Annotated in this window: 22 protein-coding genes; 9 read left to right on the forward strand and 13 right to left on the reverse strand. The window is 71.7% G+C overall.

The window, feature by feature from the left end; genetic code table 11:
- Positions 1–511: 511 nt before the first annotated feature.
- Positions 512–3139: a helicase C-terminal domain-containing protein gene (locus tag OHT77_RS20550; protein ID WP_328830011.1), complete on the forward strand. Its 2628-nt coding sequence runs from the start codon at positions 512–514 to the stop codon at positions 3137–3139.
- Here the strand turns inward: OHT77_RS20550 and OHT77_RS20555 are convergent.
- Complete coding sequence (locus OHT77_RS20555; protein ID WP_328830012.1) at positions 3084–3614, reverse strand: NUDIX hydrolase; 531 nt, start codon at positions 3612–3614, stop codon at positions 3084–3086. The two genes, OHT77_RS20550 and OHT77_RS20555, sit on opposite strands and share 56 nt — an antisense overlap.
- A gap of 135 nt (positions 3615–3749) precedes the next feature.
- On the opposite strand from OHT77_RS20555, the gene OHT77_RS20560 reads away from it, so the two are divergent.
- The gene (locus tag OHT77_RS20560) at positions 3750–5393 is read left to right on the forward strand and encodes a DNA repair helicase XPB (RefSeq protein WP_266771187.1); all 1644 of its coding nucleotides are present in this window, start codon (positions 3750–3752) and stop codon (positions 5391–5393) included.
- A 50-nt stretch (positions 5394–5443) separates the two neighbouring features.
- On the opposite strand, the gene OHT77_RS20565 is transcribed toward OHT77_RS20560, so the two are convergent.
- Positions 5444–5626: a hypothetical protein gene (locus OHT77_RS20565; protein WP_328830013.1), complete on the reverse strand. Its 183-nt coding sequence runs from the start codon at positions 5624–5626 to the stop codon at positions 5444–5446.
- A 305-nt stretch (positions 5627–5931) separates the two neighbouring features.
- Between OHT77_RS20565 and OHT77_RS20570 the strand changes: the two genes are divergently transcribed.
- Positions 5932–7971 carry a HelD family protein gene (locus OHT77_RS20570; protein WP_328830014.1) on the forward strand — a complete coding sequence of 680 codons (2040 nt, stop codon included), beginning with the start codon at positions 5932–5934 and terminating at the stop codon, positions 7969–7971.
- A 35-nt stretch (positions 7972–8006) separates the two neighbouring features.
- Here the strand turns inward: OHT77_RS20570 and OHT77_RS20575 are convergent, their stop codons facing one another.
- Positions 8007–8699 (reverse strand): copper homeostasis protein CutC, encoded by a 693-nt coding sequence (locus tag OHT77_RS20575; RefSeq protein ID WP_328830016.1) that lies wholly within the window; start codon positions 8697–8699, stop codon positions 8007–8009.
- Positions 8700–8805: 106 nt separating this feature from the next.
- Positions 8806–9489, reverse strand: coding sequence for a maleylpyruvate isomerase family mycothiol-dependent enzyme (locus OHT77_RS20580; RefSeq protein WP_328830017.1), 684 nt, complete (start codon positions 9487–9489; stop codon positions 8806–8808).
- A gap of 44 nt (positions 9490–9533) precedes the next feature.
- Between OHT77_RS20580 and OHT77_RS20585 the strand changes: the two genes are divergently transcribed.
- Positions 9534–10196, forward strand: coding sequence for an HD domain-containing protein (locus OHT77_RS20585; RefSeq protein WP_328830018.1), 663 nt, complete (start codon positions 9534–9536; stop codon positions 10194–10196).
- A 73-nt stretch (positions 10197–10269) separates the two neighbouring features.
- On the forward strand, positions 10270–11340 hold the full coding sequence (locus OHT77_RS20590; protein WP_328834290.1) for a GNAT family N-acetyltransferase: 1071 nt from the start codon (positions 10270–10272) through the stop codon (positions 11338–11340).
- A 5-nt stretch (positions 11341–11345) separates the two neighbouring features.
- On the opposite strand, the gene OHT77_RS20595 is transcribed toward OHT77_RS20590, so the two are convergent.
- Positions 11346–11612 (reverse strand): DUF4031 domain-containing protein, encoded by a 267-nt coding sequence (locus OHT77_RS20595; protein ID WP_328830019.1) that lies wholly within the window; start codon positions 11610–11612, stop codon positions 11346–11348.
- Positions 11609–12028: a hypothetical protein gene (locus tag OHT77_RS20600; RefSeq protein ID WP_328834291.1), complete on the reverse strand. Its 420-nt coding sequence runs from the start codon at positions 12026–12028 to the stop codon at positions 11609–11611. The genes OHT77_RS20595 and OHT77_RS20600 overlap by 4 nt, the downstream gene beginning before the upstream one ends.
- 75 nt (positions 12029–12103) lie before the next feature.
- On the opposite strand from OHT77_RS20600, the gene OHT77_RS20605 reads away from it, so the two are divergent.
- The 3 genes from OHT77_RS20605 (at position 12104) to OHT77_RS20615 (ending at position 15536) form a co-directional block, all read left to right on the forward strand.
- Complete coding sequence (locus OHT77_RS20605; protein WP_328830021.1) at positions 12104–13015, forward strand: MurR/RpiR family transcriptional regulator; 912 nt, start codon at positions 12104–12106, stop codon at positions 13013–13015.
- A 159-nt stretch (positions 13016–13174) separates the two neighbouring features.
- Positions 13175–14110 (forward strand): N-acetylmuramic acid 6-phosphate etherase, encoded by a 936-nt coding sequence (murQ, locus tag OHT77_RS20610; protein ID WP_328830022.1) that lies wholly within the window; start codon positions 13175–13177, stop codon positions 14108–14110.
- Positions 14111–14126: 16 nt separating this feature from the next.
- Positions 14127–15536, forward strand: a complete 1410-nt coding sequence (locus tag OHT77_RS20615; RefSeq protein ID WP_328830023.1) for a PTS transporter subunit EIIC — start codon at positions 14127–14129, stop codon at positions 15534–15536.
- Positions 15537–15573: 37 nt separating this feature from the next.
- On the opposite strand, the gene OHT77_RS20620 is transcribed toward OHT77_RS20615, so the two are convergent.
- Positions 15574–16242, reverse strand: a complete 669-nt coding sequence (locus OHT77_RS20620) for a class I SAM-dependent methyltransferase (RefSeq protein WP_328830024.1) — start codon at positions 16240–16242, stop codon at positions 15574–15576.
- 126 nt (positions 16243–16368) lie between these two features.
- Positions 16369–17436, reverse strand: a complete 1068-nt coding sequence (locus tag OHT77_RS20625) for a tyrosine-protein phosphatase (protein WP_328830025.1) — start codon at positions 17434–17436, stop codon at positions 16369–16371.
- A gap of 170 nt (positions 17437–17606) precedes the next feature.
- Between OHT77_RS20625 and OHT77_RS20630 the strand changes: the two genes are divergently transcribed.
- Entirely contained in the window at positions 17607–18173 is a 567-nt protein-coding gene (locus tag OHT77_RS20630; RefSeq protein WP_328834292.1) for a hypothetical protein, read from the forward strand.
- Between the two features lie 207 nt (positions 18174–18380).
- Here OHT77_RS20630 and OHT77_RS20635 read toward each other — a convergent pair whose 3' ends face one another.
- The 5 genes from OHT77_RS20635 to OHT77_RS20655 form a co-directional block, all read right to left on the reverse strand.
- A complete protein-coding gene (locus OHT77_RS20635) occupies positions 18381–19250 on the reverse strand; it encodes a metallophosphoesterase family protein (RefSeq protein WP_328830026.1) in 870 nt (289 codons plus the stop codon).
- A gap of 80 nt (positions 19251–19330) precedes the next feature.
- The gene (locus OHT77_RS20640; RefSeq protein WP_328830027.1) at positions 19331–20461 is read right to left on the reverse strand and encodes an NADH:flavin oxidoreductase; all 1131 of its coding nucleotides are present in this window, start codon (positions 20459–20461) and stop codon (positions 19331–19333) included.
- Between the two features lie 251 nt (positions 20462–20712).
- Positions 20713–22341 carry a chaperonin GroEL gene (groL, locus tag OHT77_RS20645; RefSeq protein ID WP_033281228.1) on the reverse strand — a complete coding sequence of 543 codons (1629 nt, stop codon included), beginning with the start codon at positions 22339–22341 and terminating at the stop codon, positions 20713–20715.
- 362 nt (positions 22342–22703) lie between these two features.
- Positions 22704–22910, reverse strand: coding sequence for a cold-shock protein (locus OHT77_RS20650; protein ID WP_019057200.1), 207 nt, complete (start codon positions 22908–22910; stop codon positions 22704–22706).
- Between the two features lie 452 nt (positions 22911–23362).
- On the reverse strand, positions 23363–23638 hold the full coding sequence (locus OHT77_RS20655) for a MoaD/ThiS family protein (protein ID WP_266771159.1): 276 nt from the start codon (positions 23636–23638) through the stop codon (positions 23363–23365).
- Positions 23639–23713: the final 75 nt, after the last annotated feature.

Here is a 23713-nt window from a genome sequence, read left to right on the forward strand (position 1 = left end):
CGGATGCGGGCGGTCGTCCGGGAGGTGGCCGCCGTCGGTGAGCGGGGGGTGCTCGGTGGCCGGGTGGGGAGACGGCTCTGCCGCCGGGCCCGGGTGCCGGGGGAGAGGCGTCGGTCGCGTGGGGCCCCCGCCGTGCCCCGGGTGGGACGCCCTCGACCGCTCACCGACGGGCCGGTACCGGATGCGGGCGGTCGTCCGGGAGGTGGCCGCCGTCGGCGAGCGGGGTGTGCTCGGTGGACGGTGGGGGGATCGTCGCCGCCGTCCCGGATACGAGGCGGGGTCGACCGCGTAGGGGCCCCAGCCGGGAGGCCGGGGCCGTCGCGGGCGAGCCGGGCTTTTCGGTGGCCGGGGAGGGGGTGATCGTCGTCGCCGTGCCCGGGGTGGGACGTCTTCGAACGCTCACGGGTCGTTCGCCGGCAGGCGGGTACCGTGCGCACGCGGGTCGTCGCGGTGTGCTCACCTCGGGGCGGAGGACACCGGGCCGAGGCCCGTACCCGCTACCGTGGGTCGGATGAGCACCCCGGCCACGCCGCCCCGTTCGCTCGCGGAGGCCCTCCGAACCAGGGACGACGCCTCCCTTGCCGCGCTGCTGCGCAGCCGCCCCGACCTCATCACGCCGGTCCCCACCGACCTCACCCAGCTCGCGACCCGGGCCGGTACCCGCGGGTCGGTCGTGCGCGCCCTCGAGCGCCTCGACCGTTTCGCGCTGCAGACGGCGGAGGCACTGGCCGTCGCGTCGGACCCGGCGTCGTACGACGAACTGCTCGCGCTGATGGCGGGCGACCGCCGCGACCCCGCGGTTGTGCACGCGCTGCCGCGCGCCCTCGCCGCGCTGCGCGAACAGGCGCTGGTGTGGGGCGCGGACGACCGGCTGCGGCTGGTGCGGACCGCGCGCGAGCTGCTGGCGCCGTCGCCGCAGCACCCGTCGCCGACCGGTCTCGGGCCCACGGTCGCGGAGGCCACGGCGGGCATGTCGCCGGGCCGGGTCCAGGAGATCGTGACGGCGGCGGGCCTGCCCTCCACCCACGACCCGGTGTCCGCGGTGGCGTCACTGACCAAGCTGTTCACGGCCCGGCGCCGGATGAAGACGCTCCTCGCCGGCGCCCCCGAGGAGTCGCTCGAGGTGCTCAACCGGCTGGTCTGGGGCCCGCCGTACGGCCAGGTCACCGCCGACCCCGCGCCCTGGCTGCGCTGGCTCATCGACCGGGGTCTGCTGCTGCCGACGGCGCCCGGCACGGTCGTACTCCCCCGTGAAGTGGCCCTGCATCTGCGGGCCGGGCGCGCGCACCGCGAGGTCGAGCCGGTGGCGCCCGCGGTCGAGGCGAAGGCGACGCACCGTCCACAGGTTGTGGACACGACGGCGGCCGGGCAGGCGTACACCGCGCTCGCGACGGTCGAGGAGCTGCTGAAGGACTGGGACGAGGGCGGGCCCGCGGTCATGCGCGCGGGCGGCCTCAGCGTCCGCGACCTGAAGCGGACGGCGGTCGCCCTGGACGTGGCCGAGCCCGTCGCCGCGTTCTGGGTCGAACTCGCCTACGCGGCGGGCCTGTTGGCCTCCGACGGCGAAGCCGACGAACGCTACGCGGCGACCCCGGCCTACGACGAGTGGCTCGACCAGCCCGCCGCCCAGCGCTGGGCCCGGCTCGCGGAGGCCTGGCTGACGGCGACCCGCACCTCGGGCCTGGTCGGCGGCCGGGACGCGAAGGAACGGACCCTGTCCGCGCTGGGCCCCGGCCTGGACCGCTCGGCTGCTCCGGAGGTACGGCACCGGGTGCTCGGGCTGCTCGCCGGACTGCCCGAGGGCGCGTCACCGTCCGCGGAGTCCGTGCTGGCGCGGTTGCGGTGGGAGCGGCCCGTGCGGGGGGCGGGTGGGGGGCAGCGGAGTACCGGGGGTGCCGGGAGTGCTGAGGGTGCGGGTTCCGGTGCGGGTGCGGGTGCTGGTGCCCAGGGGGACGACGATCTGCGGAGTCGGCTTGCCCGGTGGACCTTGGGTGAGGCGGAGATGTTGGGGGTGACGGGGCGGGGGGCCCTGTCCCGGCAGGGGCGGGCGTTGCTGGGGCTGCAGTCGGTGGGGGCGGGTGATGGCGCCGACCCCTCCGACCCCTCGGTCTCCTCCCCCGATCCCTCCGGCCCCGGCGACAAGCTCCCCGTCCATCACCACCGTCCGCCCACTCACGCGGACCCCCTCTCCCCCGCCGAGCAGGCCGCCGCGAGTGCCGCCGCCGCGCGGATCCTGGCCCCGCTGCTCCCCGAACCGCTGGACCACGTCCTGCTCCAGGCCGACCTGACGGCGGTGGCGCCCGGCCCGCTGGAGCGGCCGTTGGCGGACATGCTGGACGTGCTCGCGGACGTGGAGTCGAAGGGCGGGGCGACGGTGTACCGCTTCACGCCGGGCTCGGTGCGCCGTGCGCTGGACGCGGGCCGTTCCGCGTCCGACCTGCACGACTTCCTCACCGCGCACTCCCGTACGCCGGTCCCGCAGCCCCTCGCCTACCTGATCGACGACGTGGCCCGCAGACACGGCCATCTGCGGATCGGCGCGGCCTCGGCGTACGTCCGCTGCGACGACGACGCGGTGCTCAGCGAGATCCTCGCGGACAAGCGCTCGGCGAGCCTGCGCCTGCGCCGCCTCGCCCCGACCGTGCTGGCCGCGCAGGCGGACCCGGCGGCGCTGCTCGACGGGCTGCGCGCGATGGGCTTCGCGCCGGCCGCCGAGTCCGCCGAGGGCGATGTCGTCATCACCCGGGCCCACGCCCGCCGCACCCCGCCCCGCACGGCCCCTGACCCGGTGCCGGACGGCCCGCCGACCCCGGACACGACTCTCCTGTCGGCGGCGATCCGCGCGATCAGGGCGGGCGACCGCGCCTCGACGACCCCCCTCAAGACGACCACGCCCCCCAACGGCGAACTCCCCCGCACCAGTTCGGCCGAGACCCTCGCCACCGTGCAGGCCGCCGTCCTCACCGGCACCACCCTCTGGATCGGCTACGTCAACGCCGAGGGCGCCGCGAGCCAGCGCGTCATCGCCCCCATCCGCGTGGAGGGCGGCTTCGTCACGGCGTACGACCACACGGCGGACGAGGTCAGGACGTACCCGCTGCACCGGGTGACGGGGGTGGCGGAACTGGCCGAGGACTGAGGTAGCGGGCCAGCGCCTCCGCGCCGTCCGGCACGAAGGTCGGTCTGCCCGCCATCTCCCGCAGTTCGTCCTCCGTGACCCACGCGTGCCAGGCGATCTCGTCCGGGTCGGGGCTGATGTCCTCGTCGACCACTGCGTCATGAATGCCGATCCAGTACGGGCTGATCACCCCCCGGCACAGGAACTTGAGCGCGAACCGCACCGGCGCCCGTACCCCGAGTTCCTCGGTGAGTTCACGGGCCGCCGCGTCCTCGTACGACTCTCCGGCCTCCACACCGCCCCCGATCAGCCAGTTGTACTGACCCGGGAACCGGGACATGTCCGCGGCCCGCCGGTGCACCAGGATGCGCCCCTCCTGGTCCCGGCACACGACCGTCGCCACCCGGTGCAACCACTGCCGCGTGATCGCCTCCCCCCGCTCCACGATCCCGAGCACCCGGTCCTGCTCGTCCACCCGGTCCACCAGCTCACCCACGGCCCCCACCCTCCGCTCGCCCGAGCCCCCACCCTCCCAGACCCCGCCGTGATCTCCGGCCGGTAGTGCACACTGGACGTTTGGCCGTCCCGAGTCCTCCAGGCCCGGCCGAGGCCCGCAGAAAGGCAGTCGCGCGTGAATGGCCCCCTCATCGTCCAGTCCGACAAGACCCTTCTCCTCGAGGTCGATCACGAGCGAGCCGACGACTGCCGGCGCGCCATCGCGCCGTTCGCCGAGCTGGAGCGGGCGCCGGAGCACATCCACACCTACCGGGTGACCCCGCTGGGGCTGTGGAACGCGCGGGCCGCCGGGCACGACGCCGAGCAGGTCGTGGACGCGCTGGTGGAGTACAGCCGGTATCCCGTGCCGCACGCGCTGCTCGTGGACATCGCCGAGACGATGGACCGGTACGGCCGGCTGACCCTGAGCAAGCACCCCGCGCACGGCCTCGTCCTCACCACCACGGACCGGCCGGTGCTGGAGGAGATCCTGCGGTCGAAGCGGATCGCCCCGCTGGTCGGCAACCGCCTGGACCCCGACACCGTCGCCGTGCACCCCTCCGAGCGCGGGCAGATCAAGCAGGTGCTGCTGAAGCTGGGCTGGCCGGCCGAGGACCTCGCCGGGTACGTCGACGGCGAGGCGCACGCGATCGAGCTGGACGAGGACGGCTGGGCGCTGCGCCCGTACCAGAAGCAGGCCGTGGAGAACTTCTGGCACGGCGGCAGCGGTGTCGTCGTCCTGCCGTGCGGCGCCGGGAAGACGCTCGTCGGCGCGGGCGCGATGGCGCAGGCCAAGTCGACCACGCTGATCCTCGTCACCAACACCGTCTCCGCCCGGCAGTGGAAGCACGAGCTGATCAAGCGGACCTCGCTGACCGAGGAGGAGATCGGGGAGTACAGCGGGACGCGCAAGGAGATCCGGCCCGTCACCATCGCCACGTACCAGGTGCTGACGACCCGGCGGAAGGGTGTGTACCCGCACCTGGAGCTCTTCGACTCCCGCGACTGGGGGCTCATCCTCTACGACGAGGTGCACCTGCTGCCCGCGCCGGTCTTCAAGTTCACCGCCGATCTGCAGGCGCGGCGGCGGCTCGGCCTGACCGCGACCCTCGTGCGTGAGGACGGCCGGGAGTCGGACGTGTTCTCGCTGATCGGGCCTAAGCGGTTCGACGCGCCCTGGAAGGAGATCGAGGCGCAGGGCTACATCGCGCCCGCCGACTGTGTCGAGGTCCGGGTCAACCTCACGGACTCCGAGCGGCTCGCGTACGCCACCGCCGAGGCCGAGGAGAAGTACCGCTTCTGTGCGACGACCGCGACCAAGCGGAAGGTCACGGAGGCGATCGTGCGGCGCTTCGCCGGTCAGCAGATCCTCGTCATCGGGCAGTACATCGACCAACTCGACGAGCTGGGCGAGCACTTGAACGCACCCGTGATCAAGGGCGAGACCTCGAACGCGCAGCGGGAGAAGCTCTTCGGAGCGTTCCGCGAGGGGGAGATCAGCGTGCTCGTGGTGTCGAAGGTCGCGAACTTCTCGATCGACCTGCCGGAGGCGACCGTCGCGATCCAGGTGTCGGGCACGTTCGGTTCGCGTCAGGAGGAGGCCCAGCGGCTCGGGCGGGTGCTGCGGCCGAAGGCCGACGGGCACCAGGCGCACTTCTACTCGGTCGTCGCGCGCGACACGATCGACCAGGACTTCGCCGCCCACCGCCAGCGCTTCCTGGCGGAACAGGGGTACGCCTACCGGATCATGGACGCGGACGAGATCCTCGCGGAGAACTGAGCGTCACGCCGAAGCACGGATGCGGCGGGTGAAGCGGGCGGTGCGGGCGGTCACTTACGGCGAACGCCCGCTTCCTCGCCGTACTCACCGAGGACGACCACGCTGAACGCGGCCTCCGCGAACACTTTTATCGCGCGCAGGGCATTGCCGAGGCGGTGGGGGTGGCTGCCGCCGGTGACCGGTGTCGCGCCGGTCGGGCGGGCGGGGATCGGGGTGATGGTTGCTGCGCTCATGTCTCCATGGTGCGTCTTGGGACATAAGGTCGGCATCGGTCCAGAGAGCCAACCTCCAAGCCGCCCTTCTACGCCTCCGGGCTGACCCGTTCCCCTGCTGGGTGGAGGGGTCGTCCCCTAGGGGACAGCGCGCGGCGGCGTCAACGCGGCCGTAAAACCATTCGCCTCCCCCGCTTCCGCTGACCTAGAATCTCCGCTCTTGCCCGCCTCCCCGCAGGGAGTGCCACCGCCCGGACGGAAACCGGTCGGTACCCACCGAGCACCCACCCAGCAGCCGCACCAGCAGGCCCTCCGGAGGCACCCCCTTGTCCACGCCCACCGACGATCCGCTCGCCCGCGAACGCTCCCACCTGGCCTCCTCCCGTTCCGCGCTGCGCGCCATGCGCGAGGACGCCGAGTCGCTCGACATCAGGGACGTCACGGCGAACTGGGTCAACGCCGAGGTCCTCGCCCGCCAGATCGACGACCGCATCAAGGCGCTGGCCGACCTGAGCGACACCCCGCTGTTCTTCGGCCGCCTCACCTATCTGCACGCGCCGGGCGCCGAGCAGGCCGAGGGCGCGGAGGGCGAGCAGTTCTACATCGGCCGCCGCCATGTGCACGACGCCGAAGGCGACCCGATGGTCATCGACTGGCGCGCGCCGGTCTCGCAGCCGTTCTACCGGGCGTCCAAGAAGGACCCGCTGGACGTCTCGCTGCGCCGCCGCTTCGGGTACACGGGCGGCGACCTCACGGCGTACGAGGACGAGCACCTCATGGACCCGGCCGAGGCGGCCGCGACCAGCAAGCTGCTCCAGCAGGAGATCGAGCGCCCGCGCGTGGGCCCGATGCGCGACATCGTCGCGACCATCCAGCCCGAGCAGGACGAGATCGTACGGTCCGGTCTCGGCGGGACGGTCTGTGTGCAGGGAGGCCCCGGCACCGGAAAGACGGCCGTCGGCCTGCACCGGGTCGCCTATCTCCTCTACGCCCACCGCGAGCGGCTGGCCCGCACCGGCACCCTCGTCATCGGGCCGAACAAGTCCTTCCTGCACTACATCGAGCAAGTCCTGCCCGCCCTGGGAGAGTTGACGGTCCGTCAAGGAACGGTCGACGACCTGGTCGCCCATGTCGAGGTGCGCGGCACGGACGAGGCACCGGCCGCCGTCATCAAGGGCGACGCCCGCATGGCCGAGGTCCTCCGCCGGGCCGTCTACTCGCACGTCACGATGCCCGCCGAGCCGGTGATGGTGGTGCGCGGCTCGCGCCGCTGGCGGGTCCCGGCGTACGAACTCGAATCCATCGTGCGGGAGTTGCTGGACCGGGACATCCGCTACGGCGCCGCCCGCGAGGCCCTGCCGCAGCGCATCGCGCATGCCGTGCTGGTGCAGATGGAGCGGTCCGGGGAGGCGCCGGACGACCGGGTGCAGGACGCGGTGGCCCGCAACACCGCGGTGAAGGCGGCCGTCAAGGCGGTGTGGCCGCCGGTCGAGCCGGCGAAGCTCGTGCTGCGGCTGCTCACCGACGCGGACTTCCTCGCCGCGCACGCGGACGGCATCCTCGACGAGGACGAGCAGAAGACGATCCTCTGGGCGAAGCCGGTGCGGAGCGTCAGGGCCGCCAAGTGGGCTGCCGCGGACGCGGTGTTGATCGACGAGGCGACCGACCTCGTGCAGCGGACGCACTCGCTCGGGCATGTGGTGCTCGACGAGGCGCAGGACCTCTCCCCCATGCAGTACCGCGCGGTCGGCCGCCGCTGCACCACCGGTTCCGCGACCGTCCTCGGCGACCTCGCGCAGGGCACCACGCCCTGGGCGACGCGGAGTTGGGACGAGGCGCTGACCCACCTCGGCAAGTCGGAGGGGGTGATCGAGGAGTTGACGGCCGGTTTCCGTGTGCCGACGGACGTCATCACATACGCCTCCCGGCTGCTCCCGCACATCGCGCCCGGCCTGACCCCGGTGGCCTCGGTCCGTGAGAACCCGGGCTTCTTCGACCTCCGCGAGACGGCCGGCACGGCCGAAGTGGTCGCCGCCTGCGAGGAGTTGCTGCGCAACGAGGGCTCGACGGGCCTGATCGCCGCCGACGCCAGGATCCCGGAGCTGGCGGAGGCCCTCACCGCGGCGGGCATCGGCTACATCGACCCGGGCGAGGAGACCACCGTGGACACGCGGCTGACCCTCGTCCCGGCCTCGCTCGCCAAGGGCCTGGAGTACGACTACGTGGTGCTCGACGAGCCGCAGGCCGTGGTCGACGGCGAGCCGGACGAACGCACCGGCCTGCGGCGCCTGTACGTGGCGCTGACCCGAGCGGTGTCGGGCCTGATCGTCACGCACACGGCGCCGCTCCCCGCCCAACTCGCCTGAGCGACAAGGGCGGTTCGCACACCGGGCCGGGCGGTTCAGGCTCCGTCGAGGACCGCCCGCCACTCGCCCACGGCCGCCGCCGACACCGGCCGCTCCCAGCCCTCGGGCCGGGCGGCGCCGCCGATGTGGAAGGCGTCGACTCCCGCGGCGATCAGGGTCGGTACGTGGTCGAGGCGCAGGCCGCCGCCGACGAGGAGGCGCTGCTCGTAGCCCGGTTCGCCGTGCAGCGCGGCCTCGCGGAGCAGCGTGGCCAAGCCCTCGTCGACGCCGTCGGCCGCACCGGCGGTGAGGTAGGCGTCGAGGCCGGGCAGGTCGGCCAGCTGCTTGCGCAGGGCGTCGCGGTCGGCGGCGCGGTCGATCGCGCGGTGGAACGTCCAGGCGCAGCCGTCCAGTTCGGCGACGACCCGCTCCACGGCGTCCAGGTCGACGCCGCCGTCCGGGCCGAGGAACCCGAGCACGAACTGGTCGGCTCCGGCGGCCCGCAGCTCCCCGGCGATCCGCACGAGCCGGTCGACGTCGCCCGCGGCGAACCCGTCCGCGAGGCGCAGCATCACGCGCAGGTCGATGTCGACGGCGGCACGGATGGCGGCGAACGTCTCCACCGGCGGGGTGAGCCCGTCGGCCGCCATGTCGGTGACCAGTTCGAGACGGTCCGCGCCTCCGGCCTGAGCGGCGACCGCGTCCTCGGCGCCGAGGGCGATCACCTCCAGGACTGCACGCGTGCTCATAGGACCCCTTCCGTCGTGTTCCCTGGAGCGGCTACAGGTCTAGTCCAATATCAGGGTACGCGTGAAGATCGGGGCCCGCGAGATCACCCCCGGCGCCGGCCCCGGATCACCCGCCGAAGATGTTCAGCTCCGCGGGATCGGCCCCCGCCAGCTCGTACCCCGTCCCGTCCGGCACGGGCCGTCCCGAGTACAGCCGTACGAGCGTGGGCGCGTCGCCGATGTAGCGCGCCGGGGTCAGCTCGCCCGACAGATCGCCCAGCAGCAGCGGATCGTCCAGGTCGTCGAGGTCGGCGTGCAGCGGCCGGTGGTTTCTCTGCCGGGTCACGACGCCGAGAAGGGCGAGAGCGGACTCCAGCCCCTCGCCCCCGTAGGCGCCCGGCACACCGAGCACGTCCCGTACGTCACCGGCGTGCACCCACTCCCCCAGCGCGACGGCGTCCAGCGGACCGCCCGCGCGGGCGATCGCGGCCCCCGCCTCGGTCATCCCGCGCTCCAGCTCGTCGACGACCCGCGCGTTCGTCCAGTCGGCCCGCTCGGCGATGTCCCGGTCGTTGGCCTCGGGCGAGAACACGCCCTTCTCGAAGCGCCGCTCCACCACCCGCGTCAGCGCGGCCGCGCAGTGCGCGAGCACGTCCCGCACGGTCCAGCCGGGACACGCGAGGGTCGCCAGCGCGAAATCGGCGTCGGGTCGGGAACGGAGCAGCGGAATCAGGGCGTCGCGCTCGGTGACGAGCAGCCGTCCGGGCAGTTCGGGATCGCGTACGTCGCGTGCTGTGTCGGCGAAAGTCATGCGTTCCACGCTAGGGGCGCGGCCCCGGGAGGAAAATACGGGGCATGCCCGATCTCGACGCTCTCCGCGCCCGCTGGACCCGCGCCCTCGACGGCGCCCGCCCCTCCGCCGACGGTCCCGACCCGTCGCCGTACGCCGAGAACCTCCTCGCCCGCTGGCAGGAACCCCAGCGCCACTACCACACGCTCACCCACCTCACCTCGGTCCTCGACCACATCGACGTGCTGGAGAAGCACGCCGCCGACCCGGACGTCGTACGGCTCGCTGCCTGGTTCCACGACGCGGTCTACCTCCCCGACCGCTCCGAGAACGAGGAGCGGTCCGCGCGGCTGGCCGAACGCGCGCTGACGGAGGCGGGCGTACCGGAGGCGAGGACGGCCGAGGTGGCCCGCCTGGTCCGCCTGACCGTCACGCACGCCCCGGCGGACGACGACCGCGACGGCCAGGTCCTGTGCGACGCGGACCTGGCGATCCTGGCGGCACCCCCGTCGGCGTACGCGGCCTACACGGCGGCGGTCCGGGAGGAGTACGCGTTCGTCCCCAACGAGGCGTTCAGGGAGGGCCGTTCGGCCATCCTGCGCCAACTCCTGGCTCTTCCAAGGCTGTTCAGGACGCCGCACGGGGCCGAGGAGTGGGAGGCCACGGCGCGCTACAACCTGACGTCGGAACTGGATCTCCTGGCCTCGGCGGACCCGACTGCCGGATGAGGTCGCGGCCCGTATGCTCCCCCGCATGGGGACCACGGGCGGAGACACGGGCGCAAACGCGGGCGCGGACAAGCTGGAAGAGGCCGTCGAGGGCTGCGTCGCACTGCTGCGCACGGCGACCGGCGCGGACTGGCGCGGTCCGGACTGGGAGAAGGCCACGGCGGGCCGGCTGGAGTGGAGCTGCCGGTACACCGCCGAGCACATCGCCGGTGATCTCATCGCGTACGCGGGGCAGTTGGCCGGTCGCGCACAGAACGCGTACTTCCCCTTCGACATCGCCTTCGACGACGGCACCGACAACTCCGGTGTGCTTGAGGTGATCTGGACGACCGGCGCGCTGCTCGCCGCCGCCGTCCGCACCACCCCGCGCGAGGTGCGGGCCTTCCACCCGTACCCGTTCCGCAGCGCGAACCGCGAGGGCTTCGCCGCGATGGGCACAGCCGAGGTGCTGCTGCACACGCACGACATCGCCGAGGGCCTGGGCCTCACCTACCGACCCGACCCGGAACTGGCCGAGTTCGTCCTCACCCGGATCTTCCCGCACGTCCGCCCCGACGCCTCCCCGTGGCTCACCCTGCTGTGGGCCACCGGCCGCGGCGACCTCCCCGGCCGCGACCCCGTCACCGACTGGCGCTGGCACAACAACCTCGTCCACGACACCGACCGCCTCACCCTCCAGGGCATCACCCCCGCGTCCGCGACCGACCTCGTCGGCGGCGGGGACGGCGGCTTCGAGTGGATCGAGGGCGGCCCGTACACGGGCACCCGGGAGGCGGCGACCTTCCTGCTCAAGGCCTACCGATCGGGCGTCCACCGCCCGGAGTTCGGCGTCTTCACCCTCGTCCGCCGCGAGGACGGCCGCGCGGTCGGCGGCCTGGGCTTCCACGGCCTCCCCGACGAGGAGGGCCGCGTGGAGGTCGGCTACGACCTGGCGGCGGGCGCCCGCGGCCACGGCTACGCGACGGAGGCGCTCCGCGCGCTCTCGGCCTGGGCGCTGGCCCGCGACGACGTACGCACGGTCTTCGCGACGATCGAGCGGGACAACCTCGCGTCACAGGCGGTCGTCACCCGGGCCGGGTTCAGGAAGGTGAGCGAGGACGAGGTGGAGGGCGAGTTCGCCTACGAGTTGAGCCGCCCCGAGTAACTCCCTTACCCCGCGCGTCCCTTGGGCCTCCGCAGCCCCGACGCGGTCAGCAGCCGCACCACCTCACGGCTGCGCACCTCCACCGCGCCGGCGGCCACCGCGTCCGCGTAACGATGCGACGGGATGTCGTAGTGATCGCGCTCGAAGGCCCGGCGCGGTACGCCCAACTCCTCGGCGAACAGGTGGAGTTCGTCGTACGAGACATCGCTGACGAGGTGCGACCAGAGGCGGCCGTGCCCCGGCCAGGTGGGCGGGTCGATGTAGACGGTCACAGGGAGCCCAGGTTCCCGACGGCGGCGACCTTCACGCCCGCCTGGTGGCAGACCCAGTGCGGGTCGGGTCCGAGTTCCGGCTCGATCTCCAGGGCGTGCGGGTCGCCGGCCGCGCAGACCGGGCAGAGCGGCCAGCGGCCGTACGCCTCCAGCAGCGCGTCCTGCACGTCCTGGGCGACCAGTCCGGCGACGTACGCCACGCCCTCCGGCCACTGCTCCACCCACCAGCGCCGCTGCACGATGGACTCCTCCACCATGGACACCACGTCCGCGGCGACGACCTCGCGGGCGGCCAGATCGGCGAGCACGAGGGCACGGGCGGCGTGCAGCGCCTGCTCCAGGGCGCTTATGGGGACGGGCTCGTCACGGGGGCCGTCTGTCGGGCCGTCCGTCGGGCCGTCCACAGGCTCGTCCATGGGGTCGTTGTCGGGGTCCATGCACCCATTGTGCGCACTCTTGACCCGACCACCGGACGAAAATATCTTTCAAGGGTGACCCAGGAAGTGAAGGAAATTTTCGGAAGCGCCTCCGGGAGTACGCCACCCGCCGCCCTGGCCGCCAAGGTGCGCACCCTCGCCCCCTCCATGACCCGCTCCATGCAGCGCGTCGCCGAGACCGTCGCCGCCGACCCGGCGGGCTGCGCGGCCCTCACGGTCACCGGCCTCGCCGAACGCACCGGCACCAGCGAGGCCACGGTCGTCCGCACCGCCCGCCTCCTCGGCTACCCCGGCTACCGCGACCTGCGCCTCGCCCTCGCCGGGCTCGCCGCGCAGCAGCAGTCCGGGCGGGCGCCCGCGCTCACCACCGACATCGCCGTCGACGACCCGATCGCCGACGTCGTCGCGAAACTCGCCTACGACGAGCAGCAGACCCTCGCGGACACGGCGGCCGGGCTCGACACGGTCCAGCTCGGCGCGGCCGTCACCGCGCTTGCCGGGGCCCGCCGTACCGACATCTACGGCGTCGGGGCGTCCGGGCTCGTGGCGCAGGACCTCGCCCAGAAGCTGCTGCGGATAGGGCTCATAGCCCACGCCCACAGCGACCCGCATCTCGCCGTGACCAACGCGGTGCAGTTGAAGGCCGGTGACGTGGCCATCGCGATCACCCACTCCGGGTCCACCGGTGACGTCATCGAGCCGTTGCGGGTGGCCTTCGAGCGCGGGGCCACGACCGTGGCGATCACCGGGCGACCGGACGGGGCGGTCACGCAGTACGCCGATCACATACTCACGACATCCACCGCCCGGGAGAGTGAGCTTCGGCCCGCGGCGATGTCGTCCCGCACGAGTCAGTTGCTGGTGGTGGACTGTTTGTTCATCGGGGTGGCGCAACGGACGTACGAACAGGCGGCACCCGCGTTGTCGGCGTCCTATGAGGCGCTGGCGCATCGACATAGGCGTTAGAGGTGCGTTGTCGTCTGCGGGCGCGTTGTGGCTGGTCGCGCAGTTCCCCGCGTCCCTAGGGGGTGTGGCACCAGCGGCACTTCCAAGTGCGCGACGACAAGCCCGACATCTTCAGGGGCGCGGGCCGTAGCAAGGAACAACAGAAAGAGCCGCTTCTCCATGACCTCGACGTCCAACCCCCGTGATCTCCGCGCCGAGTTGGAGACACTCACCACAGAAGCCTTCCGGCCGGAACTCGCCGGTATCGACCAGCTCCCCACCCTCGACATCGCGCGCCTGATGAACACCGAGGACGCCACGGTCGCCACAGCGGTGGCGCACCGCCTGCACGAGATCGCCGCAGCGATCGACGCCGTGGCGGAGCGCATGGGCAGGGGCGGCAGGCTGATCTACATGGGCGCGGGCACCGCAGGACGCCTGGGCGTACTCGACGCGTCCGAGTGCCCCCCGACGTTCAACACGGACCCCTCCCAGGTCGTAGGCCTGATCGCGGGTGGCCCGGACGCCCTGGTGACGTCCGTCGAGGGCGCCGAGGACTCACGGGACCTGGCCCAGGCTGACCTCGACGCGCTCACCCTCACCCCGGACGACACGGTGGTCGGGATCTCGGCCTCCGGACGCACGCCGTACGCGATCGCAGCCGTGGAGCAAGCGCGGCGCACCGGCGCCCTCACCATCGGCCTCTCCTGCAACGAACACAGCGCCCTCGCCGCGGCGGCAGAGCACGGCATCGAGGTCGTCGTGGGCCCCGAACTCCTCACCGGATCCACGAGGTTGAAGGCGGGCACGGCACAGAAGCTCGTCCTGAACATGCTGTCGACGATCACGATGATCCGGCTGGGCAAGACCTACGGAAACCTGATGGTCGACGTACGCGCGTCGAACGAGAAGCTGCGCGCCCGCTCCCGCCGCATCGTCGCCCTCGCGACCGGCGCGGACGACGCGGAGATCGAGCGCGCCCTCGCCGCCACCGACGGCGAGGTGAAGAACGCGATCCTCGTGGTCCTCGCCGGGGTCGACGGCCCGACGGCCGCCCGCCTTCTGGAGGAGTCCGGCGGCCGCCTGCGCGCGGCGCTCGCGGCGGCGGGCGGCTGACCAGCAGGCTCAGGGTGTGGATACTCCGTACGACACCGCCGCCGCCCTCCTCCCCCTCGTCGGCGGCCCCGCGAACGTCACCTCCGTCGCCCACTGCATGACCCGCCTGCGCCTCGGCCTGGCCGACCGTTCGCTGGTGGACGAGGCGGCGCTGCGGGCGCAGCCCGGCGTGCTCGGGGTCGTGGACGACGACACCTACCAGATCGTGCTGGGGCCGGGGGTGGTGGCCAAAGTGACCCCGGAATTCGAGAAGTTGGTGGGGAGCGCGAGTGAACTGGCCGCTCGGGGCTCCGCGTTGAAGGCGGAGCAGCGGGCGCGCAACGCCACGCCCGGCAAGCTGCTCCTCCGCCGGATCGCGAACATCTTCGTCCCGCTCATCCCGGCCCTGATCGGCTGCGGGGTGCTCGCGGGCCTCAACGGGCTGCTGATCAACCTGCGTTGGCTCCCGGGAGTGACGGGCGCCCTTGCCGTCATCCCCTCCGCGTTCCTCTCCCTCATCGCGGTGTTCGTCGGCTACAACACGGCGAAGGAGTTCGGCGGGACGCCGGTGCTGGGCGGGGCGGTGGCGGCGGTCGTCGTCTACCCCGGGGTCGCGAAGGTGACGGCGTTCGGGGTCGCCCTCTCCCCCGGCCAGGGCGGAGTGCTCGGCGCACTGGCGGCCGCGCTCCTCGGCACGTACATCGAGAAATGGTGCCGCACCTGGGTCCCCGCGACCCTCGACGTCCTCCTCACCCCGACCCTGACGGTCCTCGTCGCGGGCCTCGCGACGCTCTACGGCCTCATGTACGCGGCCGGCGAGATCTCCACCGCGATCGGCACCGCGTCGAACTGGCTCCTCGCCACCACCGGCCCCTTCGCGGGCCTGGTCCTCGGCGGCCTCTTCCTCCCCCTGGTGATGCTCGGCCTCCACCAGGCCCTCATCCCCATCCACACCACCCTCATCGAACAGCAGGGCTACACCGTCCTGTTGCCCATCCTCGCGATGGCGGGCGCGGGCCAGGTGGGTGCGGCGGTCGCGGTCTACTTCCGCCTGCGCCACGACACTTCGATCCGCACGACCATCAAGTCCGCCCTCCCGGCAGGCCTGTTGGGCGTCGGCGAACCCCTCATCTACGGCGTCTCCCTCCCCCTCGGCCGCCCCTTCCTGACCGCCTGCGCGGGCGGGGCGGCGGGCGGGGCGTTCGTCGGGTTCTTCGCGATGCTGGGCGACAAGGTCGGGGCGACGGCGATCGGACCGTCGGGGTGGGCCCTGTTCCCGTTGCTGGCCGGAAACCGGGGACTGGGAACGACGGCGGTGATCTACGCGGGGGGCCTGCTGACCGGCTACCTGGTCGGCTTCCTGGCGACGTACGCCTTCGGCCTCACCGGAATCGCCCCCACGCGGTCGGACACCTCCGGCACCCGAGCCCCGGCACGAACCACGTGACGCGACCGCCCGACGCCGAGGGCATCCCGAAGCCCCCTCACACCGCCCCCTTCCGCCACACCAGCGTGTACCGCCAGAACAACCGCCGCCGGGGCCGGACCCTCGGCAGGACCCGGATCGCCTCGCGGCGGATCTCCGCGAAGGTCATCTCCGGCGGCCGGGTGACGGCGGTCATGGCCACCGGACGGGACACGGCCCTACGGCCCCGGTTCTTCAGCCAGCCCGTGACGACGTTCAGGGCGACGGAGACGGCGCCGAGGAGCGAGTCGACGGCATCCGCCTCGCGGGCGCAGCCGACCACCACGAGGGTTCCGCCCGGGGCGAGTTGATCGCGGAAGCGGGTCAGCGTCTCGGCGAACGGGAGGTGGTGGAGGGCGGCGACACAGGTGATGACGTCGTAGGGGCCGGCGGGTATCCCGTCCCGGGCGTCCACGACGGTGAAGACCACGGGGACACCGGGCGGGGTCAACACCCTTGCCCTGCGGATGATTTCGGGGTCGGAGTCGATGCCCTCGATTCCATCCGTGGTCCGTACGGTCAGCAGCCGTGCGAGGTCACCGGTCCCGCACCCCACGTCCAGGGCCCGTCCGAAGCCGCGGGGCAACTGCCGTAGCAGCCACGGGTGGTAGTACGCGTTGTGGCTCCAGGGGTGGGCGGAGTTGAAGGACTCCAGGGCTCGGAGGAGGCGGGGCGGGATCAGGGCCATGGAGTCAGTCGATCACGGTGGTGGTTCGGAGCAGGCGGGCTTCACGGTTCCGCTCCTTTACCCTCGCGCGCACTACCTGTGCCGTGACCCCGCCCGCCGGGGGCCGGAGCCGTACGCCGTCGTGGATCAGCCGACCAGCAGGTCCTTCTTGATCTGCCGGAACTCCTTCGCGTCGATCCCCAGTCCGTCCCTCACATAGGAGTTGAACGACCCGTACTCCGTACTGACCTCCTGGAAGCCGGAGTCGAGGTACTCGGGCCGCACATCGAGCAGCGGCTTGTACACCTTGGCCTGCGCCGGCGGCATCGCGGCGAGCGTGGCCGCGTTGGCCGCCGCGCGGTACGTGTTGCTGGCGAGGTAGTCGGCCATCACGGTCGAGCGCGGCACGCCCAGCGCCGTGAGGAGGGCCGCGCTGGACCAGCCGGTGCGGTCCTTGCCCGCGGTGCAGTGGTAGAGCAGCGCGCGCCGCGAGGGGTCGGCGACACCGGCGAACACGGTGCCGTAGGCGGCCCGCGCGGTGTCCCCGCTGACCATGAACTTCTCGCCGTCCACCATCATCCGGACGGCCGCCGCCTCGGTCGTGGGCATGCTGGTCATGGTCGAGGACCCGGCCAGCACGTCCGCCACGACATACCGCGCACCGGACGGCACCCGGTCGGGCGCGGCCGTACGCTCCGAGGCGGTCCGCAGGTCGTAGTCGACGCGGATGCCGAGCCGCTTCAGCTTCGCGAGGTCGGCGGCGGTGAGCTTGTCGAGGGCGTCGGAGCGGTAGATCTCGCCCATCTTCACCCAGTGCCCGTCGGCGGTCCGATAGCCGCCCGCGTCACGGAAGTTGACCGCCCCGTCGAGCTTCACGAGCCGGTCGGCGAGCCGCAGCGAACCCCCGCGCGCGGGCACCAGGTCGAACCACTGCCGGTCGGCGGCGGCGAGCCCCCGCACGGTCACGTCACCCCGGGCACCGCCCCGCGCGACCACATGCCCGTTCGCCCGTACGGTCACGGACCGCACCCCGGGGGCCGTCCAGACGACGCGGTACGAGCCGTCGTCGTTCGCGGTGACGGTCGCGGCGGTGAAGGGGATACGGCTGGTCGCGGCCGTGTGCCGGGCGGGTGCGGCGAGGGCGGCGGGCGCGGCGAGGGAGACGGATGCGGCGGTGAGCGCCAGGGCGGCACCGGCGAGCGTGAGCTTGTTCATGCGGTGGATGCTGTGTGCACTCACCGACGCCCGGGTGAACGGAAGGGGAATGGCTCCTTCTGCATGGATGGCAGTTTGTGCCACCAGTGCGCAACGCGCCCACCCTGCCCCTCCACGGCGCAGCCCCCTCCGCCCCCGGCGCGGCAAAGCAGACTATGGTCGACAGAACCATGAACCACGCCCAGCAGACCGCCCTAGGCCGCGCCCTCCGCCTCCTCGGCGAGCACGGCGAGGCGCTCACGTCCGACACCCCCGACGCCCGGCTGCACGAGGTCAAGGCGGACCTCAAGCGCGCCCTGGACCTGCTGGACGACAGCGTCAGCGGCTCCGCGCCCACCACGCGCTGCCTGGAGCACCCCAACGGCCCGGTCGACGAGAGCGCCCCGGACCTCTGCCTGCTCTGCGAGACCCGCCGCCGCTCGGCCCGCCGCTCCGAGTTCAACGGCCCGGCGGCGCCCCGGCCCACCGACACCACCCCGTCCCGCTACGGCGTCCGCGAGGACCGCCCGCAGGCCCAGCAGCGCTGGCTCCCCGAACTCTGGAACGGCCAGGCCTGGCAGCTCTGCGGCACCCCGCGCCGCGACCGCCACGAGGCCGAGCTGTACCTCACGGCCCAACGTCGGGGCTCCCGGCCGGCGATGGCGTACCGCCTCGTCCACGAGTTCACGGACTACGAGGTGCTGCGGGTCTGGGGCACCCCGGTGCACGTGGACATCGAACCGCTGGGCAACCTCTAGCACCCGCACAGCAAAGTCCCCGCCCCGCGCGATGCGGGACGGGGACTTCATCGGAGCGCCGGGCAGGCCTTGCACCTGCATTTCCCCGCGGGAAGCGGGGCGTCTTTCCTTGGACCACCAACGCAGCACCAGCCGACCGGAGTTACGGCGACGGGCTCAAGATCTACTATACCCGCTTCCCGCACCACTTCGCCAACACAGCCCGCCCTACGCCCCGTTGGGCGCATGCCGCTCGACGACCGACCGGACCTGCTCCGCGTCCAGCTGGTACACGGTCTCGTGCGCCCGGGGATCCCGCGCGTGGAAGGTGTGGAACAACGGCCCGGTCTCCCCGCCCAGTTCGACGAGCGAGGCGGAGGCACCGCGCACGGCCCGCTCCGTGCCGTAGGCGGTGGTGAGATCGATCCGGTTGACGACCCCGGGCGTGACCCACACCGGTGTCGCCTCCAGAAAGCCGAAGAGCTGGAGGTGGAAGTGCCCGGTGAGCACGACCCGGACGTCGCTCCCCCGGATCGCGTCCGCCAGCTCCCCCGGGTTCGTGAGCCCGAAGGCCCGCTGCATCGGCGTGTCGAGGGAGATCGGCGGATGATGGAAGGCGAGCACCGTCCCGTGCTCGGCGGGCGTCCTCAACTCCTCGCCCAGCCAGTCCAGTTGAGCCGGGCTGAGCTGCCCGTACACCTCCCCCGGCACGAGCGAGTCCAGCGTGATGAACCGGTACCCGCCGACCGTACTGACGGCGGCACACCCGAACTCCGCCGGAAACACGGCGTCCGGGGTCGCGTGCCCGCTCCCGAGCACCTTCCCGAACGCCTCCCGCTCGTCGTGGTTCCCGGTCGTGTAGAAGACCGGCACCCCGCCCATCAGCCGGGCGAACCCGCCCACCAGCTCCTTCACGGCCGCATACGCCTCCACGGCCCCGTCGTTGGCGATGTCCCCCGTCACGACGACCGCGTCCACCCCCCGCTGATGCCGCAGCTCCCCCAGCATCAGCCGAAGCGAGTCCGTCGCGTTGATGCCGTGACGGTTGGGGGCGTCGGTGCGCTCCAGATGGGTGTCGGACAGGTGCAGGATCCTCATGTGCGCGAACGCTAGCCGGAGTCAGGGGGGCACGGACAGATCCCGGGCACCCCCACCACCCCGAACTCACAACTGGAGGCTCAGCTGAGCGACTTCAACGCCGCCGCGTCGTACGCCGCCAACTCGGAGACCCGCCCCGCGAGCACCTTCGCCGCCCACTCGGGATCCTGCAGCAACGCCCGGCCCACGGCCACCATGTCGAACTCGTCCCGCTCCAGGCTGTCCAGCAGGTCGTCGATCCCCTTGACCGGAGCCCCCTCACCACGGAACCCCTTGAGGAAGTCCCCGTCGAGCCCGACCGACCCCACGGTGATGGTCTGCTTCCCGGTGAGCTTCTTCGTCCACCCCGCGAGGTTCAGCTCGGACCCGGTCTCCTCGAACTCGGGAACCCAGTAACGCCGAGTGGACGCGTGGAAGACGTCGACACCGGCCGCCGCGAGCGGAGTCAGGATCGCCTCCAACTCCTCCGGGGTCTCCGCGAGACGGGCCCCGTACACCTCCTGCTTCCACTGCGAGTACCGGAAGATGATCGGGAACTCCGGCGACACGGTCTCCCGGACCGCCGCCACGATCTCCGCCGCGAACTTCGTACGGGCCACCGCGTCACCCCCGTACGCGTCCGTACGGCGGTTCGTGCCCGCCCACAGGAACTGGTCGAGGAGATACCCGTGCGCACCGTGCAGCTCGACCCCGTCGAACCCGATCCGCTCGGCCGCCGCGGCCGCCTCGGCGAACGCCCCGATGACATCGTCGAGGTCCCGCTGCGTCATCGCCCTGCCGGTGACCTCGTCACTGCCGATCCGCAGCCCGGACGGGCCCACCGCAGGCGCGTCCACGTACGGCGGCTGCCCCTGCTCACGGACCATGCCGATGTGCCACAGCTGCGGCACGATCGTGCCGCCCGCCGCGTGCACGCCCTCGGCCACCTTCGCCCAGCCCGCGAGCTGCTCCGCGCCGTGGAAGCGCGGGATGTCGTCGCTCTGGCCGGCCGAGTCGTGGCCGACGTAGGTGCCCTCGGTGACGATGAGGCCGACGCCCGCACCGGCGCGGCGGGAGTAGTACGACACCACGTCATCACCGGGAATGCCGCCCGGCGAGAACTGCCGGGTCATCGGCGCCATCACGATCCGGTTCGGGACGGTCAGGCCGTTGAGGGTGATCGGGCGGCCGAGGATGTCGGCGGCTCGGGAGGCGGGGGCGGTCGTAGACACGTGTGGGGGCTCCTCGTAACTACTGGGTACCAGTCGGTATGTGCGTATGCATCGATCATGCGTCAACGACAACCCCACGGCCAAGCCCCTCATTCCGCCCGCCCGGCACCCCGCCCTGTGATCCCGGCCACGCCGACCCCGGAAGACACCGGTCCGGAAGGCACCCGCCCCCGGACATGCCCGAGGGCGGTACCCCCTGTCGGAACAGGAAGTACCGCCCTCGGTAAGACCGTTGATCAACCAGAGGTCGATCAGAAGTCCATGTCACCGCCCGGCATGCCGCCACCGGCGCCCGCGCCGGCACCGGCCTTCTCGGGCTTGTCGGCGATGACCGCCTCGGTGGTGAGGAAGAGCGCGGCGATGGACGCGGCGTTCTGCAGGGCAGAGCGCGTGACCTTCGCCGGGTCGATGATGCCCTCGGCGATCATGTCCACGTACTCACCGGACGCGGCGTTGAGGCCGTGACCGATGGGCAGGTTGCGGACCTTCTCGACGACGACTCCGCCTTCGAGGCCACCGTTGACGGCGATCTGCTTCAGCGGGGCCTCGAGGGCCAGCTTCACGATCGCGGCGCCCGTGGCCTCGTCACCTTCGAGCTCGAGCTTCTCGAAGACGTGGCCCGCCTGGATGAGCGCGACGCCGCCACCGGCGACGATGCCCTCCTCGACGGCCGCCTTCGCGTTGCGAACGGCGTCCTCGATGCGGTGCTTGCGCTCCTTGAGCTCGACCTCGGTGGCCGCGCCCGCCTTGATGACGGCGACGCCGCCGGCGAGCTTGGCGAGGCGCTCCTGGAGCTTCTCGCGGTCGTAGTCCGAGTCGCTGTTCTCGATCTCGGCGCGGATCTGGTTGACGCGACCGGCAACCTGGTCCGCCGAGCCCGAGCCGTCGACGATCGTCGTCTCGTCCTTGGTGATGACGACCTTGCGGGCGCGGCCGAGGAGATCCACGGTCGCGTTCTCCAGCTTGAGGCCGACCTCCTCGGAGATGACCTCGCCGCCCGTGAGGATGGCGATGTCGCCGAGCATGGCCTTGCGACGGTCACCGAAGCCCGGAGCCTTGACGGCGACGGACTTGAAGGTGCCGCGGATCTTGTTGACGACCAGCGTGGACAGGGCCTCGCCCTCGACGTCCTCGGCGATGATCAGCAGCGGCTTGCCCGACTGCATGACCTTCTCCAGGAGCGGGAGCAGGTCCTTGACGTTGGCGATCTTCGAGTTGGCGATCAGGATGTACGGGTCGTCGAGGACGGCCTCCATACGCTCCATGTCGGTGGCGAAGTACGCCGAGATGTAGCCCTTGTCGAAGCGCATACCCTCGGTGAGCTCGAGCTCGAGCCCGAAGGTCTGGGACTCCTCGACGGTGATGACGCCTTCCTTGCCGACCTTGTCCATCGCCTCGGCGATGAGCTCGCCGATCTGGGTGTCGGCGGCGGAGATGGAGGCCGTGGAAGCGATCTGCTCCTTGGTCTCCACGTCCTTGGCCTGCTCCAGCAGGGCACCGGAGACGGCCTCGACGGCCTTCTCGATACCGCGCTTGAGGGCCATCGGGTTGGCGCCCGCGGCTACGTTGCGCAGACCCTCCTTGACGAGGGCCTGGGCGAGGACGGTCGCGGTGGTCGTACCGTCACCGGCGACGTCGTCCGTCTTCTTGGCGACTTCCTTGACCAGCTCGGCGCCGATCTTTTCGTACGGGTCCTCGAGCTCGATCTCCTTGGCGATGGAAACACCATCGTTGGTGATCGTGGGGGCGCCCCACTTCTTCTCGAGGACGACGTTGCGGCCCTTGGGGCCAAGGGTGACCTTGACGGCGTCGGCGAGCTGGTTCATCCCGCGCTCGAGACCGCGCCGTGCCTCCTCGTCGAACGCGATGATCTTGGCCATGTGAAGTGGTCCTCCCGGACTGGGGTGGATTGCTCCGGACCGCGCTGGCGCCCGCGACGGACGGCCTGCCTGCCTCGTGGTTCCTTGCACCACCTGGCCTGCGGGCCTCACCGACCCGGTCCTTCGTTATCACTCTCACCTTCAGAGTGCTAACGCCAATGATTAGCACTCGGCATGGTCGAGTGCAAGCGGCTCCCGAGTTCTGGGCCCCTTCCCAGCGGGACGCGCGGGACCCGCGCGTCACCCGCGCGAGGCATGCTCAGGACATGCCGAAGGGCCCGTACCCCAGGAGGTGACCCCCCAGGAGTACGAGCCCTTCGGTGAGGAACGAAGAACGTCGCTGCTGTTCGTCGGCGCGTGCTTCAGCTGGTCGCGAGCCGGACCATGTCCGCCTGCGGCCCCTTCTGACCCTGCGAGATCTCGAAATCGACCCGCTGACCCTCTTCCAGGGTGCGGTAGCCGTCCATCTGAATCGCGCTGTAGTGGACGAAAACATCCGCACCACCGTCGACCGCGATGAAGCCGTACCCCTTCTCCGCGTTGAACCATTTGACGGTGCCCTGAGCCATGCCTAACTCCCCTATTACTGGCCCTTGCACGGACCCGCACTTCGCGGATCCGGGTCAGACCTCACCCCCCACAGGATTGGGGGCGTGCGCCGGAACGCGTCGACCGCGGCCGAATGTATCCGTCCAACTGCCGTCTGCAACAGGTCAATCAGACGAGAATTCCGGGCAGGACCGGTCGGGAATATACGGAGAATTCGCCCGACTTCAGGGCAAGTCGGGCTCCACAAAGAGAACATAACGCGCAAAAGGAATGCACACTTTGGCTGCTTCTCATCGCACGCGGAGCGGGTACTCATATGCGTCCGGCATGCGGAGTGGAGCGCGTTCCCCAACTGTACCCCGCTCAACCATGCAGAATTGCCCCCTCCGCTTCTCTCACGGAGGGGGCAATTCGATGAACTCTTGGTAATCGGCGTTACCGAGGGTAATTTTCGGCGCCGATCAACGACCGCTCAGCCACCGGCGACGGCCGGAATGATCGACACCCCGGCCCCGTCCGGAGTGGCCGTCTCCAGCCCCTGCTCGAACCGCACGTCATCGTCATTCACATACACGTTGACGAACCGCCGCAGCTTGCCCTGATCATCCAGCACCCGGGCGGAGATCCCGGCGTGGTTCTTCTCGAGGTCACTGATGACCTCGGCGAGGGTGCCACCTTCGGCGGTCACCTCGGCCTGCCCACCGGTGTAGGTGCGGAGAATGGTAGGGATGCGGACACTAACGCTCACGATGAAACCTCCGGTCAGATGATGCCCTCAGGGGCGCGGGGAACTGCGCGACCAGCCCCCACGGGCCCGCAGTCA

It is taken from the genome of Streptomyces sp. NBC_00252 (assembly GCF_036187565.1).
Lineage (GTDB): Bacteria > Actinomycetota > Actinomycetes > Streptomycetales > Streptomycetaceae > Streptomyces.